Source organism: Nonomuraea sp. 3-1Str, from assembly GCF_031570565.1.
In the GTDB taxonomy this organism is placed as follows: domain Bacteria; phylum Actinomycetota; class Actinomycetes; order Streptosporangiales; family Streptosporangiaceae; genus Nonomuraea.
In genome coordinates this window covers 80,314-96,414 of sequence record NZ_JALHBK010000029.1, presented here as the reverse complement: position 1 = coordinate 96,414, position 16,101 = coordinate 80,314, and the positions used below count along the sequence as shown (strand labels likewise).

The 16,101-nt window shown below is 70.0% G+C and carries 12 protein-coding genes and 1 pseudogene; 11 read left to right on the top strand and 2 right to left on the bottom strand.

The genetic code is table 11. The features are described from left to right. Window positions 1–212: 212 nt before the first annotated feature. The 6 genes from MTP10_RS33920 (at window position 213) to MTP10_RS33895 (ending at window position 10,476) form a co-directional block, all read left to right on the top strand. A complete protein-coding gene (locus tag MTP10_RS33920; RefSeq protein ID WP_310714744.1) occupies window positions 213–2,939 on the top strand; it encodes a beta-L-arabinofuranosidase domain-containing protein in 2,727 nt (908 codons plus the stop codon). Next, entirely contained in the window at window positions 2,936–4,960 is a 2,025-nt protein-coding gene (locus MTP10_RS33915; RefSeq protein ID WP_310714742.1) for a family 43 glycosylhydrolase, read from the top strand. The genes MTP10_RS33920 and MTP10_RS33915 overlap by 4 nt, the downstream gene beginning before the upstream one ends. A gap of 29 nt (window positions 4,961–4,989) precedes the next feature. Further along, window positions 4,990–6,438, top strand: coding sequence for a non-reducing end alpha-L-arabinofuranosidase family hydrolase (locus MTP10_RS33910; protein ID WP_310714741.1), 1,449 nt, complete (start codon window positions 4,990–4,992; stop codon window positions 6,436–6,438). A 107-nt stretch (window positions 6,439–6,545) separates the two neighbouring features. Then, complete coding sequence (locus tag MTP10_RS33905) at window positions 6,546–7,568, top strand: LacI family DNA-binding transcriptional regulator (protein WP_310714740.1); 1,023 nt, start codon at window positions 6,546–6,548, stop codon at window positions 7,566–7,568. 191 nt (window positions 7,569–7,759) lie between these two features. Further along, window positions 7,760–9,691 carry an endo-1,3-alpha-glucanase family glycosylhydrolase gene (locus tag MTP10_RS33900; protein WP_310714739.1) on the top strand — a complete coding sequence of 644 codons (1,932 nt, stop codon included), beginning with the start codon at window positions 7,760–7,762 and terminating at the stop codon, window positions 9,689–9,691. Between the two features lie 152 nt (window positions 9,692–9,843). After that, complete coding sequence (locus MTP10_RS33895; protein WP_310714738.1) at window positions 9,844–10,476, top strand: hypothetical protein; 633 nt, start codon at window positions 9,844–9,846, stop codon at window positions 10,474–10,476. A gap of 5 nt (window positions 10,477–10,481) precedes the next feature. Here the strand turns inward: MTP10_RS33895 and MTP10_RS42140 are convergent. Beyond that, window positions 10,482–10,772 (bottom strand): annotated as a pseudogene (locus MTP10_RS42140) (nuclear transport factor 2 family protein); the annotation flags it as partial. Window positions 10,773–10,917: 145 nt separating this feature from the next. Here MTP10_RS42140 and MTP10_RS33885 point away from each other — a divergent pair. Next, the gene (locus tag MTP10_RS33885; RefSeq protein ID WP_310714736.1) at window positions 10,918–11,517 is read left to right on the top strand and encodes a TetR/AcrR family transcriptional regulator; all 600 of its coding nucleotides are present in this window, start codon (window positions 10,918–10,920) and stop codon (window positions 11,515–11,517) included. Here MTP10_RS33885 and MTP10_RS33880 read toward each other — a convergent pair. Continuing rightward, the gene (locus tag MTP10_RS33880; protein ID WP_310714735.1) at window positions 11,497–11,814 is read right to left on the bottom strand and encodes a hypothetical protein; all 318 of its coding nucleotides are present in this window, start codon (window positions 11,812–11,814) and stop codon (window positions 11,497–11,499) included. The genes MTP10_RS33885 and MTP10_RS33880 overlap by 21 nt on opposite strands. A 269-nt stretch (window positions 11,815–12,083) precedes the next feature. Here MTP10_RS33880 and MTP10_RS33875 point away from each other — a divergent pair, with 269 nt between their 5' ends. The 4 genes from MTP10_RS33875 to MTP10_RS33860 are packed head-to-tail and all read left to right on the top strand — an operon-like array spanning window position 12,084 to window position 16,083. Then, entirely contained in the window at window positions 12,084–12,731 is a 648-nt protein-coding gene (locus MTP10_RS33875; RefSeq protein ID WP_310714734.1) for a TetR family transcriptional regulator, read from the top strand. Beyond that, window positions 12,724–13,644 (top strand): ABC transporter ATP-binding protein, encoded by a 921-nt coding sequence (locus MTP10_RS33870; RefSeq protein ID WP_310714732.1) that lies wholly within the window; start codon window positions 12,724–12,726, stop codon window positions 13,642–13,644. The genes MTP10_RS33875 and MTP10_RS33870 overlap by 8 nt, the downstream gene beginning before the upstream one ends. After that, window positions 13,641–15,236, top strand: coding sequence for an ABC transporter permease (locus MTP10_RS33865; protein ID WP_310714730.1), 1,596 nt, complete (start codon window positions 13,641–13,643; stop codon window positions 15,234–15,236). Before MTP10_RS33870 ends, MTP10_RS33865 begins: the two co-directional genes overlap by 4 nt. A 25-nt stretch (window positions 15,237–15,261) precedes the next feature. After that, window positions 15,262–16,083 carry a class I SAM-dependent methyltransferase gene (locus tag MTP10_RS33860; RefSeq protein ID WP_310714728.1) on the top strand — a complete coding sequence of 274 codons (822 nt, stop codon included), beginning with the start codon at window positions 15,262–15,264 and terminating at the stop codon, window positions 16,081–16,083. Window positions 16,084–16,101: the final 18 nt, after the last annotated feature.

Here is a 16,101-nt window from a genome sequence, read left to right as displayed (position 1 = left end):
CCCAGGCCGGCGCGGGGCCCCTTTCGTTGACGGCGAGCGGGCCGTCGGATGTACTCCGCGACAAGACGCTCCACGGAGGAGGCCAAGACAGCTCCACAGGATGTGATGTTAACGCTAACAATCGACCGGAGAGCGGCCTCTCCAAGGCCTGACCTGCTGAACACGTGACCGGCTGCGGCCGGTCACCGCCCCCCACCCCCAAGGAGCTCCGCATGTCCTTGAGCCGTCGTCAGCTCTTCCAAGCCACAGGCGCGACCGCCGCGCTCTCGGTCGTCGGCCGGACAGCCGGCGCATCCCCCGCTCCGGCCGCACTCCCCTGGGCCAGACCCGACATCGGCGTCTCGGCCTACGAGTTCGACCTCGGCCAGGTCCGGCTGACCTCCGGCCGCCTGCTGGACAACCAGAACCGCACCCTCACCTACCTGCGCTTCGTCGATGTCGACCGGTTGTTGTACGTCTTCCGGGCCAACCACCGGCTGTCCACCGAAGGCGCGGCCGCCGACGGCGGCTGGGACGCGCCCAGCTTCCCGTTCCGGTCGCACGCGCAGGGCCATTTCCTGACGGCGTGGGCGCAGGCCTACGCCGTGCTCGGCGACACCACCTGCCGGGAGAAGGCCGACCACATGGTCGCCGAGCTGGCCAGATGCCAGGCCAACAACGGCGCCGCCGGATTCACCACCGGCTACCTGTCCGGCTTCCCCGAGTCGGACATCACCGCCCTGGAGAACCGCACCCTGACCAACGGCAACGTGCCGTACTACTGCATCCACAAGACCCTGGCCGGACTGCTGGACGTCTGGCGGCTGATCGGCAACACCCAGGCCAGGACCGTGCTGCTGGCTCTGGCGGGGTGGGTGGACACCCGCACGTCGCGACTCGGCTCCAGCCAGATGCAGGCCATGCTCGGCACCGAGTTCGGCGGCATGAACGCCGTGCTGACGGACCTGTACCAGATGACCGGCGACTCCCGCTGGCTGACCACGGCCCAGCGGTTCGACCACGCGGCCGTGTTCAACCCGCTGGCCGCGAACCAGGACCAGCTCAACGGGTTGCACGCCAACACCCAGGTGCCCAAGTGGATCGGGGCGGCCCGCGAGTACAAGGCGACGGGCACCACCCGCTACCGCGACATCGCGGCCAACGCCTGGTCCATCACCGTCGGCGCGCACACGTACGCGAACGGCTCCAACAGTCAGGCCGAGCACTTCCGCGCCCCCGGCGCGATCGCCTCCTACCTGACCAGGGACACCGGCGAGGCGTGCAACACCTACAACATGCTCAAGCTGACCCGGGAACTGTGGACGCTGTCACCGACCCGGGCCGACTACTTCGACTACTACGAGAACGCCCTGCTCAACCATCTGCTCGGGCAGCAGCACCCCACCGACGCACATGGGCACGTCACCTACTTCACCCCGCTCAACCCCGGCGGACGCAGGGGCGTCGGCCCGGCCTGGGGCGGCGGCACCTGGAGCACGGACTACAACTCGTTCTGGTGCTGCCAGGGCACCGGGATCGAGACCAACACCAAGCTGATGGACTCCATCTACTTCCACAACGGCACGACCCTGTTCGTGAACCTGTTCGTGCCCTCCACGCTCGACTGGAGCCGGCGCGGCATCACGGTCACCCAGACGACCTCCTACCCCGTCGGCGACACCACCTCGCTGCGGGTCACCGGCAACGCGAGCGGATCGTGGACGATGCGCATCCGCATCCCCGCCTGGACCCAGGGCGCGACGATCAGCGTCAACGGGGTCGGGCAGGACATCGCCACCGCGCCGGGCTCCTACGCCGAGCTCACCAGGTCGTGGACCTCGGACGACACCGTGACCGTACGGCTGCCCATGCGGGTGGTCATGAAGGCCGCCAACGACAACCCCGACGTACAAGCCGTCACCTACGGCCCGGTCGTGTTGTCGGGCGACTACGGCGAGACCAGCCTGTCAACGGCCCCCGCCCTGACCCCGTCCTCGATCACCCGGACCAGCACCTCCTCCCTGGCCTTCACGGCCACGGCCAACGGAGCGTCGGTGCGGCTGGGGCCGTTCTACGACGCGCACGACCACAACTACGTCGTCTACTGGAACACCGGTGGCCAGAGCGGCGCAGGCCCGGCGAGCTTCCGGCTGGTCAACGCGGCCACCGGGCTGGTCCTCGGCATCCAGAACATGTCCACCGCCGACGGCGGCCTGGCCCTCCAGTGGACCGACAACGGCACCGACGACCACGACTGGGTCCCGGTGGTCGACGGCGGTGCCCTGCGGCTCCGCAACGTGCACAGCGGCAAGGTGCTCGGCGTCGAGAACATGTCGACCGCCGACAACGCCAGGGTGCTCCAGTGGGGCGACACCGGCACCGCCGACCACCGCTGGACGATCACCGACGCCGGCGACGGCTCCGTCAAGATCCGTAACGTCAACAGCTCCAAGCTGCTGGCCGTCCAGAACGGCTCGGCCGCCGAGGGCGCCCAGGTGGTCCAGGACTCCGACAACGGCAGCCCGGACAACCAGTGGCGGTTCGTGCCGAACGGCGCGCGGCGTATCCAGAACGTGGGCTCCGGCCTGGTGCTCGGCGTCACCGACATGTCGACGGCCGACGGCGCGCTCGTCGTGCAGTGGGGCGACACCGGCACCGCCGACCACCTGTGGACGGCGATCGCCGACACCGGCGGGTACCTGCGGCTGCGCAACGCCAACAGCCAGAAGGTGCTGGGCGTGACGAACATGGGCACCGCTGCCGGGTCGCGTGTCGTGCAGTGGGCCGACAACGGCACCGCCGACCATCGCTGGCGGCTGCGCTACGGGTCAGGCGCCGCCTTCCGCATCCAGTGCGCCAACGGCGGCCGGGTCCTCGGCCTCGCCGGCACGTCGCAGGGGGCTCAGGCCGTCCTCGCCGACGACAACGGCGCGAACGACAACCTCTGGAGGTTCCTGTGAGGCGCGTGCTCGCGGCTCTGTCGGCCCTGCTCCTGGTGGGCGTGTTACTCACGGCCCAGGAGGCGTCGGCCGCGACGGTCGACACCAACACGTGGTACGTGCTGGTCAACCGCAACAGCGGCAAGGCCCTGGACGTCTACAACCTGTCCACCGCCGACGGCGGCCGCATCACCCAATGGACCCGTAACGACGGCAACCAGCAGCAATGGCAGTTCGTCGACTCCGGCGGCGGCTACTACCGGCTCAAGTCCCGCCACTCCGGCAAGGTCCTGGACGTCTACAACTTCTCCACCGCCAACGGCGGCGCGATCGTGCAGTGGGCCGACGGCAACGGCACCAACCAGCAGTGGAAACTCTCCGACTCCGACGGCGGCTACATACGCCTGATCAACCGCAACAGCTCCAAAGCCCTCGAAGTACAGGGCGCCTCCACCGCCGACGGCGCCAACATCGTCCAGTACGACGACTGGGGCGGCACCAACCAGCAGTGGCAGCTCGTCCCCATCGGCGGCACCCCGAATCCGGGCGGCACCTACACCAACCCGGTCGTCTGGCAGGACTTCGCCGACGGCGACATCATCCGGGTCGGCGACGCCTACTACTACTCGGCCTCGACGATGCACTACTCGCCGGGCGCGCCGATCCTGCGCTCCTACAACCTGGTCGACTGGGAGTACGCCGGGCATTCGGTCCCGAGGCTCGACTTCAACTCCAGCGCCTACGACCTCAACGGCGGCCGGGCGTACGTGAAGGGCATCTGGGCCTCGGCCCTGAACTACCGGCCCAGCAACAGCACCTACTACTGGATCGGCTGCGTCGAGTTCAACCGGACCTACGTCTACACCGCCTCCGCCGTCGACGGCACGTGGACCAAACGCTCGCAGATCAACAACTGCTACTACGACGCTGGCCTGCTGGTCGACACCGACGACACCATGTACGTCGCCTACGGCAACAGCACCATCAGCGTCGCCCAGCTCTCGGCCGACGGGCTCAGCCAGGTGCGCGCCCAGCAGGTGTTCCAGACCCCGAGCAGCGTCGGCACCCTGGAGGGCTCCCGCTTCTACAAGCGCGGCGGCTACTACTACATCTGGCTGACCCGCCCCGCCAACGGCCAGTACGTGCTGCGCTCCACCTCGCCGTGGGGCCCGTACGAGATGCGCCAGGTCCTGCTCGACATGCCCGGCCCCGTCTCCGGCGGCGGGGTCCCGCACCAGGGCGGGCTCGTCCAGACCCAGAACGGCGACTGGTACTACATGTCGTTCGTCGACGCCTACCCCGGCGGCCGTGTCCCGGCGCTCGCGCCGATCACCTGGACCGGCGACTGGCCGACCGTGCAGACCGTCAACGGCGGCTGGGGCGTCAACTACCCGCGCCCGAACATCCAGACCAGCCGGACCGTCGCGTCCATGATCGGCCCGGACACCTTCACCTCGGGCACGCTGGGCCCCCGCTGGGAGTGGAACCACAACCCCGACACCAGCCGCTTCTCCACCGGCAACGGCCTGCGCCTGCAGACCGCGACCGTCACCGGCGACCTCTACAACGCCCGCAACACCCTGACCCACCGCATCCAGGGCCCGTCCTCGACGGCGACGATCGAGCTCGACTACTCGCAGATGGCCAACGGCGACCGCGCCGGGCTGGCGATGCTGCGCGACCAGTCGGCCTGGATCGGCGTCAAACGCGACAACGGCGTCAACCGGGTCGTGATGACCAACGGCCTGACCATGAACACCTCGTGGCAGACCACCGGCACCGGCACCGAGGCGGCGAGCGCGAACATCTCGGGCGGCCGGCTCTGGTTGCGGGTCAGCGCCGACATCCGGCCGGGTTCCGGCAGGCAGGCCCGCTTCTCCTACAGCACCGACGGCAGCACCTTCGTGAGCCTCGGCCCGGCCTTCACGTTGAACAACGCCTGGCAGTTCTTCATGGGCTACCGCTACGGGATCTTCAACTACGCCACCCAGTCCCTCGGCGGCGCGGTGACCGTCCGCCGCTTCGACCTCACGACCCCGTGACGACCCGACCCTACGAATCGGAGCACATCGTGAAACCCAGATTGCCGGCCGTCCTCGTGACGGTGGCCACCTTACTGGTGAGCCTGTTCGTCGCCGTCCAGTCCGCCCACGCGGCCACCATCGACACCAACGCCTGGTACGTGCTGGTCAACCGCAACAGCGGCAAGGCCCTGGACGTCTACAACCTGTCCACCGCCGACGGCGGCCGCATCACCCAGTGGACCCGTAACGACGGCAACCAGCAACAGTGGCAGTTCGTCGACTCCGGCGGCGGCTACTACCGGCTCAAGTCCCGCCACTCCGGCAAGGTGCTGGACGTCTACAACTTCTCCACCGCCAACGGCGGCGCGATCGTGCAGTGGGCCGACGGCAACGGCACCAACCAGCAGTGGAAACTCTCCGACTCCGACAGCGGCTACGTGAGATTCATCAACCGCAACAGCTCCAAAGCCCTCGAAGTACAGGGCGCCTCCACCGCCGACGGCGCCAACATCGTCCAGTACGACGACTGGGGCGGCGCCAACCAGCAATGGCAGCTCGTCCCCGTCGGCGGCGGCGGCAACCCCGGCACGTGCGCCCTTCCGTCGACGTACCGCTGGACCTCGACGGGCTCGCTGGCGAACCCGAAGTCGGGGTGGGTCTCGCTCAAGGACTTCACCGTCGCGCCCTACAACGGCCGGCATCTCGTCTACGCCACGACGCACGACACGGGGACGAAGTGGGGTTCGATGAGCTTCAGCCCCTTCACCAACTGGTCCGACATGGCCTCGGCCGGACAGAACACGATGTCGTCCGCCGCTGTCGCACCGACGCTCTTCTACTTCGCCCCGAAGAACGTCTGGGTGCTCGCCTACCAGTGGGGTGGGACCGCCTTCTCCTACCGCACCTCCAGCGACCCCACCAACCCCAACGGCTGGTCGGCGCAGCAGACGCTCTTCTCCGGCAGCATCTCCGGCTCCGGTACGGGCCCCATCGACCAGACGGTCATCGGTGACGGCACGAACATGTACCTGTTCTTCGCCGGCGACAACGGCAAGATCTACCGCGCCAGCATGCCCATCGGGAACTTCCCCGGCAGCTTCGGCACGACATCGACGGTGGTCATGAGCGACACGACGAACAACCTGTTCGAAGCCGTCCAGGTCTACAAGCTCCAGGGCCAGAACCAGTACCTCATGCTCGTCGAGGCGATCGGCTCGCAGGGCCGCTACTTCCGCTCGTTCACGGCCACCAGCCTGAACGGTTCGTGGACACCCCAGGCCGCCACCGAGGGCAACCCCTTCGCCGGCAAGGCCAACAGCGGCGCCACCTGGACCAACGACATCAGCCACGGCGAGCTGATCCGCACCAGCGCCGATCAGACCATGACCGTCGACCCCTGCAACCTGCAGTTGCTCTACCAGGGCCGCAGCCCCAGCTCCGGCGGCGACTACGGCCTCCTGCCCTACCGGCCGGGCCTGCTGACGCTGCAGCACTGAGGGCGTTGACAGGCGGCCCGGCGGGCCCGGGCCGCCTGTCGAACGGCGCTCGATCCCGGCAGGACGGGACCGCCCGTCTTCCCGCGCCCCGTGGCTAGACTGCCGCCATGACCACGGAGTCGTCCGCTCTCACCATCGCCCAGCTCGCCGAGCTGGCCGGTGTCTCCACCGCGACGGTCTCCAAGGTCGTGAACGGCCGTTCCGAAGTGTCGTCCGAAACCCGCGCCGCCATCGAAGAGCTCATCCGCCGGCACGGCTACCGGCGCCAACGCCGCCGCTCCACGCCGACGGCCCTGGTGGAGCTGGTCTTCCACGCGCTGGAGGGCGACTATCCCGTCGAGATCACCAAAGGAGTGGCGGAGGTCGCGCGCGAGCACGGCCTCATGGTCGGGATATCGGACCTGGGCCATGACCGCACCGCCGGGGACGCCTGGCTTGAGGACGTGCTGCGGCGCCGCCCGAGCGGCGTGATCGCGGTGTTCTCGGGCCTGACCGAGGCCCAGCACGAACAGCTCGCCTGCCGCGAGATCCCGCTGGTTCTGCTGGATCCGGCCGACGCTCCCGCGAGGAACATCCCGTCGGTCGGCGCCGGCAACTGGAACGGCGGGCTCACGGCCACCCGCCACCTCCTGGAGCTCGGGCACCGCCGCATCGCCATCATCACCGGGCCCGACTCCGCGCTGTCCAGCCGGGCCCGCCTCGACGGCTACCGCACCGCTCTCGACATGGCCGGGGTGCCCGTCGACCCGGAGCTGATCGGCCGGGGAGACTTCTACATCGAGGGCGGTCTGGCCGAGGCACACCGCCTGCTGCGCCTGCCCCACCGGCCAACCGCGATCTTCGCCACGAACGACGGCCAGGCCATCGGCGTCTACCACGCGGCCCACCAGCTCGGCCTGCGCATTCCGGACGATCTCAGTGTGATCGGCTTCGACGACATGCCGTCGGTGAGATGGGCCATCCCACCGCTGACCACCATCCGCCAGCCCTTCACCGAGATGGCCGCCGCGGCCACCTCGATGCTGCTGAGACTGGCCCATGGCGAGCCACCGCCACAGAGCCGCGTCGAGCTGGCCACCGAACTCGTCGTACGCGAAAGCACCGCGCCTCCCCCACCTCCGGCCGCCTGAGCCGAAACAGCGAGAAGAGACGTCGCGGTGACGCGTTATGGAAAGATCACCAATCACAGCGGCGTGCCAGGCCGCGCCTGAGAACGACGCAGAACGTCTTTCCCCGTCCTGGGTCGCACCCACGCGCCAGGAGCATGGCCATACCCGAAGACAGAGGAGTCTCTTTGTTCCACCGATATCGGTCCTTATTCGTGGCGGTGGTGGCCCTCACCACGTTGGGGTCCGTCACCGTCACCGCCTCCCAGGCGTCGGCCGCAACGCCGGTCAGCGTGACCTTCGCCGCCGCGGAGGACGTGTTCGTCAGCCAGGCCGAGCCGGCCAAGAGCTTCGCCACCGCGACGTGGCTGAGCGTCTGCGGCTCCGGCTGCGGCGGCGCCGGCGCGGGACAGCGCCTGGCCCTGACCCGCTTCAAGGTCACCGGGATCCCGGAGGACGCCGAGGACCTCAAGGTCACCCTGGACGTCGTCTCGGCCCGGACGACCGACACCACCATCTCCGCCCATCAGGTGACCGGTACGTGGTCGGAGGCGGCGACCACCTGGAGCAACCGGCCGGCGGTCGACGGGACGGCGATCGGCTCGAAGACCGGCTTCACGACCGGTTCGACGACCCGGCTGGACGTCTCCTCCGCCGTCAAGGGCGACGGCACCTACGCGTTCGCCCTCACCGGAACGTCCGACACGACCACGGTGCTGATGTCCTCACGCGAAAGCGGGAACCGCGGCCCGAAGCTGACCGTCACCTACACCGAGGGAGCCGGCGGGCAGGAGCAGACCGACGGGCCCCTGCCCTTCACCCTGGCCGGCACGGCGGCGCTGCGGGCGTCGGGCAAGAAGGTGTTCGCGCACTACTTCACCCCGTACCCGGTCTCGCTGGACAACCAGGCGCCCGCCGGCGACTACTACGCCAGGAACTACCTGAAGCCGGAGGGCGAGAGCGGCAAGCATGCCGCCTACGGCGGGCTGCTGCGCGACCGGCCGATCGGCCGCGCGCCGCTCAGCGGCGACTACGCGCTGGCCGACTTCAAGACCGAGGTCAAGCAGGCCATCGCCGCCGGGCTGGACGGCTTCACCGTCGACATCCTGTCGGTGACCAGCGCGCACTGGACGCGGGTGCAGAACCTCATCAAGGCCGCCGAAGCGGTCGACCCCGGCTTCAAGATCGTGCTCATGCCGGACACCAACGGGCTGGCCTCGGTCGACAGCGCCACCTTTGCCTCCTCGATCGCCAAGCTGGCCGCCTCGAAGTCGGTCTACCGGCTGGCCGACAACCGCCTGGTCGTGGCGCCGTTCAAGGCCGAAGGCCGCACCGCGGCCTGGTGGGCCGACTGGATGAAGACCATGGAGACGAAGCACGGCATCAAGGTCGCCCTGGTGCCGACGTTCCTGGACTTCAACAAGAACCGCGCGGCCTTCGCCTCCATCAGCTACGGCTTCTCCAACTGGGGCAACCGCAACCCGGCGGGCAACGCTTCGCTGACCGCCAACATCACCACCGCGCACGACATGGACAAGATCTGGATGCAGCCGGTGTCGGTCCAGGACGAGCGGCCCAACCAGGGCATCTTCGACGAGGCCGGCAACACCGAGAACCTGCGCGCCTCCTGGAAGGGCGCGATCGACGGCAAGGCGGACTGGGTCCAGCTCACCACCTGGAACGACTACTCCGAGAACACCCAGTTCGCCCCCTCCGCCAATGCCGGGTGGACCTATCTGGACATCAACGCCTACTACCTGACCTGCTACAAGCTCGGCTGCCCGAAGATCACCAACGATGTGGCCTACCTCACCCACCGGATCCAGCCGGTCGCGGCCACGCCGACGTACGCGCAGACCAAGCTGATGAAGCTGCGCGGCGGCAGCACGGCGGCCCGTGACACGGTCGAGGTGCTCAGCATGCTCACCGCGGCCGGCAAGGTGTCGGTCACGATCGGCGGCACGACGCAGACCTACGACGCCCCCGCCGGAGTGTCGGCCAAGACGTTCCCGCTCAAGGCGGGCACCGCCTCGGCCACCGTGACCAGGAACGCCGCCACGACGGCGAAGGTCGTCTCGCCCTACCCGATCACCACCACACCGCACGTGCAGGACCTGCACTACCGCGCGGCCTCCAGCGACCGCTGATCAGAACGCCGGGTCCCTGAGCCCCAGGGACCCGGCTTCGCCCGGAGCCTGCATCGAAGTCCGCCGTGGGGTGACTCCATCCCCTGCGAGGCGAAGAGCATGGTGCAAGAACGTCCAATATTCACTCGGCGCGGCTTTCCTACCGTGGTGGCATGACCTCCCGGAATGAACGCCTGCCTTTGGACCTTCCGCCCGGCACATCCGAAGCTCTCGGCAGGCAGGCCCTCGATTTCGTCGTCCGGCAGCTCGGCGAGCTGCCGGACGCGCCGGCCAGCGACTACCGGGCCCCCGCCCGTCTGTCGGCGCGGCTACGCCGCCCGCCCGCCGACGACCCCGGCGACTTCGCCGCGTTGCTGGAGGTCTTCCGCCAGGCCGCCGCACAGGGCGTGAACACCGCAGGCGCGGGCTACCTCGCCTACTTCCCCGCTGGAGGTCTCGTCTCCTCCGCCCTGGCCGAGCTGCTGGCTCAGGTCGCCAACCGCTACACCGGCGTGGCGCAGACCGCCCCCGCGCTGGTGGAGATGGAGGAGGGCGTTCTCGCCTGGCTGGCCGGCCGGTTCGGCGCTGCACATCATGCGATCCGCCTGCTGAGCGGTGGCGCGATGCGGGGTTTGCCGGCCGGTCATGCTCCGGGTTCGCCGAGCCTCTGGGCGCCGGCCTCGGAGTGGCCCGCCTCCACCAGACGCCGACTGGCCCGTTGCCACGTCAGAGTGTCCTCCAGGATCAGGTCCTCCACCACCTTGCCCCACCGCATGGTGAGGAACTGGGCGAACTGGTTCTGGTAGGGCTCGCCGAGGACGGTACTGCGAATGATCACGTGTGCGGCCAAGCGCTGGTTCCACAGGGGGCCACCGACGACGAGGCGTCGGATCTCGAAGCGTGGATTCGGAAGCAGTCGTCCGAACCGCTCGAACCAGCGTCGCAGGTCGGCGCGAGTGGAGAGACGGGCACCGAGCGCCGTGTCACTGATGAAGATCAGCTCACAGTCGGCCCGGAAATTCGCGAGAAGGGTGTCGATGTCGCCTTTCTCGACCGCGGCCAGCCCGCGCCGGTAGACCGCCGCCGCGATGCGGCCGATCATCTGACGTTCCGCTGCCGTGCTGCGAAGGTGCTCATCATCGGGGTCCTCCGTTAGATTGACAGTGTCAATCTAACGGAGTTGGACAGTGTCAATCAAGCATGATTCGCAAGCTGATAATCGTCCGGCGCGCGCTCGCAACGTCGGCGTGCACTTCGACGGAGACCTCCGCCACGCCTTGATCCAGGCCGCCGTGACCGCTCTGGACGAGGTCGGCGCCGACCACCTCAGCCTTCGCGACGTCGCACGACGCATCGGGGTGTCGCACACCGCACCGGCCCACCATTTCACCGACAAGGCCGGGCTGCTGACCGCCGTCGCCGTCGAGGGGTTCCATCTGTTCGCCGAGCATCTGGGCGAGGCGCTCGCGGCCACGCGCGACGGGCAGCCGCTCGACCAGCTTCCCGCCCTCGCCCGCGCCTATGCCGAGTTCGCCGAGCGGCATCCCGGCCGGTTCGAGGTGATGTTCCGCCCTGCGCTCATCCGTCCCGATGACCCTGACTATCAGCGCGCCGGCGATGCGGCCTTCGCGGCCCTGCGCGAGCACATCGGCCTGTGTCAGCGCCAGGGGTGGCGGCCTGACGTCCCCACCGCGACCCTGGCCGCCGCCACCTGGGCGTTCAGCCACGGCATCGCCACCTTGCGCATGCACGGCGCTCTGGCCCGGCACCATCTCGACTCATCCCTCGACGGCGTGGAACTCCTGGTCACCACCATGCTGGGGCGATCAGGGCAGGGTCCTGCGTGATCCTTCGACGTCTTCGCCATGCTGAGCCGTAGGCCGCGGCGGGCCTGATCGCGGCCGGGATCGCTCCCACTGGACGACGTAGGCGTGCGGCGGCAGCCCGTAGGCGCGACGGAACGAGCGGAGCAGCGCGAACGGCGTGATGCCCGCTGCCGCGGCCGGCTCCTGCAGATCCGGCGGGTCGGTCCAGGACGCGTGCAGCAGCTCGCACGCCCTGGCGGCGGCGCCGGAGCCGGCCTCTGCTGCACGGGCCGGAGACCGGCGGTTGCCGTAAGCGCCGATCAGCCGGGCCAGCAGCACGCGCAGCAGGGAATCCGCCGCCAGTCGCTGCCCCCGCTCCGCCGCGCGGTGGGCGGACAGCAGGAGCCGGGCGGCGTGCTCGTCGGGTGCGGACCTGCGGCGGAAGGATGGCGGTCCACCGTTGGTGCCGGCGTCGCCGGCGATGGCTTGGAGCTGTTCGGGAGCGGCCAGAGGCCCGGCGACGCACTACGCCGGATCGCCTACACATTTGTGTAGTACCTTGGCCATATGAATAGTCAAATACATGATCGTGTAGGGAGCCGGGAGTCGTGACGACGCCTCTTCCCGACCCGGAAGACCTCACCGCGCGGGCCCGCATCCGTGACGCGGCTGCCTGGCATTTCGGTGAGTCCGGGTTCGAAGGCGCCACCATCAGGGGCATCGCCGAGACCGCCGGCGTCTCCTCGGGTCTGCTACGCCACCACTTCGGCTCGAAGCAAGCCCTGCGGGAAGCGTGCGACGAGCACCTGGTCAAGCTCATCCGCAGGCTCGACGACAGCGCCCGGGCCGACCCGGTGCCCGGCATGAACCCGCTGGCCGCCGTCCGCCTCGCGATGGGCCCGTACCAGCGCTACCTCACCCGGGCGCTGACCGAGGGGTGGGCGGCGCCGGTGTTCGACCAGATGGTCGAGGTGGGCGAGACATGGCTCACCGAAGCCGACAGCAAGCGCCCCGACCAGCCCTACGCCGACCGGCGGGTGCGGGCGGCACTGATCGTCGCCATGGCACTCGCGGTACCGGTCCTGCACCAGCACCTGTCACGCGTCCTGGGCATCGACGCGCTCGGCGCCGAAGGCGACGCGACACTCGCCAGAGCCCTGCTCGACATCTACTCCCACCCCATGCTCAGCCCGGACGAGGCCGCCACCCACCTCGACCTCCTGAACGCGACCGTCAAGGAGTACGACCATGACTGACGCCATCGCCGTGGCCGACCTGGTCAAGAACTTCGGGTCCACCCGGGCCCTGGACGGGCTCGACCTGACCGTGCGCACGGGCGAGGTGCACGGCTTCCTCGGCCCCAACGGCGCGGGCAAGAGCACCACCATCCGCATCCTGCTGGGACTCATGCGGGCCGATGCCGGCACAGTCCGACTGCTCGGCGGCGATCCGTGGGCCGAGGCGACCACGCTGCACCGCAGGCTCGCCTACGTCCCCGGCGACGTGACGTTGTGGCCCAACCTGTCCGGCGGCGAGGTGATCGACCTGCTGGGCCGGTTACGCGGCGGCTTCGACCGGGCCCGCGCCGATGAGCTGCTGGAGCGCTTCGACCTCGATCCCCGCAAGAAGGGCCGCGCCTACTCCAAGGGCAACCGGCAGAAGGTCGCCCTGGTCGCCGCGCTGGCCTCCGACGCGGAGCTGCTCGTCCTCGACGAGCCCACCTCCGGCCTGGACCCGCTCATGGAGGAGGTGTTCCGGCAGGCGGTGGGCGAGGAGAAGCAGCGCGGGCGGACGGTGCTGCTGTCCAGCCACATCCTGTCGGAGGTGGAAGCCCTGTGCGACCGGGTCACCATCGTCAGGGACGGCCGTGCGGTGGAGACCGGCACCCTGGCCGGACTACGTCACCTGACCCGCACCGTCATCACCGCCGAGCTGGCCGGCCCCGCCGACGAGCTGGCCGGACTGCCCGGAGTGCACGATCTGCGCGTCGAAGGCGAGCAGGTGCGCTTCGCCGTCGACACTGCCGCCCTGAACTCCGCTCTGAGCCGGCTCACCGCGATCGGCGTGCGCGGTCTCACCAGCCGGCCCCCCACGCTGGAGGAGCTGTTCCTGCGGCACTACGAACGCACCGGCGCGGGGCAGGGACGGCACGCGGAGGCGGCGAGATGAGCGCCCTGACCGGCATGGGAATGATGATCCGCCTCGCCTTGCGGCGCGACCGCGTCGTGCTGCCGCTGTGGACCCTCCTGCCCGCCCTGTTCCCGGTCGCGTTCGTCACCGCGTTCACCACCGGCTACCCCACGGCGCAGGCCCGGCAGGAGTACGCCGAGACGAGCGTCCACAACGTCGCCTTCACCGTCGTCTACGGCGCCCTGCACGGCTCCAGCCTCGGCGAGCTGGTCACCTGGCGCGCCGGCTTCATCCCCGTCGTGGTGGGACTGTCCGCCCTGCTGACCGTCATCCGGCACACCCGCACCGAGGAGGAGCAGGGCCGGCGCGAGCTGCTCGGCGCGACCGCGCTGGCGCGCCACGCCGGCCTGGCCGCCGCGCTGATCATCGCCGCGTGCGGCAGCGCGGTGCTCGGCCTGCTGTCCGCGCTGCTGCTGATCGGCCAGGGCCTGCCCGCCGCCGGCGCCCTGGCCTACGGCTGCCGGCTGTTGATCGCCGGATGCGTCTTCGCCGCGGTGGGAGCGGTCGCCGCCCAGCTGACCACCAGCGCGGCCGCCGCCCGCGCTCTGGGCATCGTCGCCCTGGCCGGCGCGTTCCTGCTGCGCGGCATCGGTGACGGCGGCGGTTCCGAGTGGCCGGCCTGGCTGTCGCCGTTCGGCTGGGCCGGTCGGCTCCAGCCGTTCGGCGGTGAACGCTGGTGGGTGCTGGCCCTGCCCGCCGTCGCGTCCGCCGCGCTCGTCGTCCTGGCCGTGGTCCTGTCGCAACGGCGCGACCTCGGCGGCGGTCTCCTGCCCGAGCGGCGAGGTCCCGCCGGTGCGGCGTCCGGACTCCGCAGCCCTCTGGCTCTGGCCTGGCGGTTGCACCGCGGCTCGCTGGCCGGACGGACCGGCGGCCTGGCGCTGGTCGGGCTGGCGCTGGGCGGCATCACCGAGAGCCTGGGCGAGCTGATGAACAACAGCACCCCGGCCGCCCGCGAGGCGCTGGCCCGGCTGGGCGGTCCCGGCACCGTCGTCGACCAGTTCCTGGTGGGCATGATGACGCTGCTCGGCGTGGTCTGCGCCGGCTTCGCCATCCAGACCGTGCTGCGGCTGCGCGCCGAGGAGAGCGGCGGACGGGCCGAACCGGTGCTGGCCACCCCCGTCGACCGGTCGCGCTGGGCGGGCAGCCATCTGGTCCTGGCACTGGCCGGCCCGGCCGCCGGGCTGGTCGTCTTCGGAGCTGCCCTCGGTCTCGCCCATGGTCTCGGCACCGGCGACCTGTCCGGTCAGCTGCCCCGGGTACTGGGCGCCGCCCTCATCCAGCTGCCCGCGGTATGGGTGTTCACCGGTCTGGCCTTCGCCCTGTTCGGGCTGCTGCCCCGCTGGGCGGCCACCGCCCTCGCCATCCTCGTGGCCAGCCTGCTGTGCGGCTGGGCCGCCGAAGAACTGCGGCTCAGCCCCTGGGTGACCGACCTGTCGGTGTTCGCCCACCTGCCGCGCCTGCCCGGCGCCGACGTCACGCCGCTGCCGCTGATCGTGCTGACAGCGCTGGCGCTGGCCCTCGCCGCCGCGGGCTGGGCGGGCCTGCGGCGGCGCGACATACCGATCAGCTGATCCCCATGATGGAGGAGACCCACCCATGGACAAGATCCCGGCTCATCTCACCGGCGTGCCCGCCACCGCGCTGCTGGAGCAGTACCTGCGCGCCCTCGACAGCGACGCCCGGCACCCCATCCTCGCCGACCCGTGGGCGCCCAAGGCCGTACGGCGGTTGGACTACGACTTCGCCTCGTTCCGATCGGCCGCCATGGGACGGTTCGCGGTCGCCCTGCGCAGCCGGGTCATGGATCTCTGGATCACCAGATACCTGGCGCGCCATCCGGACGCCACCGTCGTGGACCTCGGGAGCGGTCTGGACAACCGGTCCTTCCGCGTCGACCCGCCGCCCGGCCACCTCTGGTTCGACCTGGACTTCCCGGACGTCATCGACCTCGCCCGCCGGCTCTACCCCGAACGCCCCGGCCGTACCGGCATCGGCGCCTCCGTCCTCGACCCGGACTGGCTGAAGCAGATCCCCGGCGACAGGCCCGTGGTGGTCGTCGCCGACGGCCTGTTCGGCTTCCTCGCCGAAGAGGAGGTCCGGGAGGTATTCCGGCGGATCGTGGACCACTTCCCCACCGGCGAGATCGTCTTCAACGACATCTCCACCAGAGCCCGGGACCGGCACGCGAAGCAGCCGCCCGCGCTCTTCGAGAGGCTCGGCATCGAGGAGAAATGGGCGCTGCAGGACGCGCGGGCGGCCGAGAGGCTGGACGAGCGGCTGCTCCTCGTGGAGAAGCTGGACCAGACCGACATGCCGCTGCTCGCGCTGAGCCCGCCGCACTACCGGCTGCTGTGCTCGTTGATCACCATGGTGCCGGCCTGGAGGGAGAGCGGCTGGATCCTGCGCCATCGCTTCTGACGCGCACCGCGCGCGGAG

Coding starts and splice junctions, on each gene's coding strand:
- MTP10_RS33920 (WP_310714744.1), top strand. CDS start 213: ATGTCCTTGAGCCGTCGTCAGCTCTTCCAAGCCACAGGCGCGACCGCC.
- MTP10_RS33905 (WP_310714740.1), top strand. CDS start 6,546: ATGACCACGGAGTCGTCCGCTCTCACCATCGCCCAGCTCGCCGAGCTG.
- MTP10_RS33895 (WP_310714738.1), top strand. CDS start 9,844: ATGACCTCCCGGAATGAACGCCTGCCTTTGGACCTTCCGCCCGGCACA.
- MTP10_RS33870 (WP_310714732.1), top strand. CDS start 12,724: ATGACTGACGCCATCGCCGTGGCCGACCTGGTCAAGAACTTCGGGTCC.
- MTP10_RS33865 (WP_310714730.1), top strand. CDS start 13,641: ATGAGCGCCCTGACCGGCATGGGAATGATGATCCGCCTCGCCTTGCGG.
- MTP10_RS33860 (WP_310714728.1), top strand. CDS start 15,262: ATGGACAAGATCCCGGCTCATCTCACCGGCGTGCCCGCCACCGCGCTG.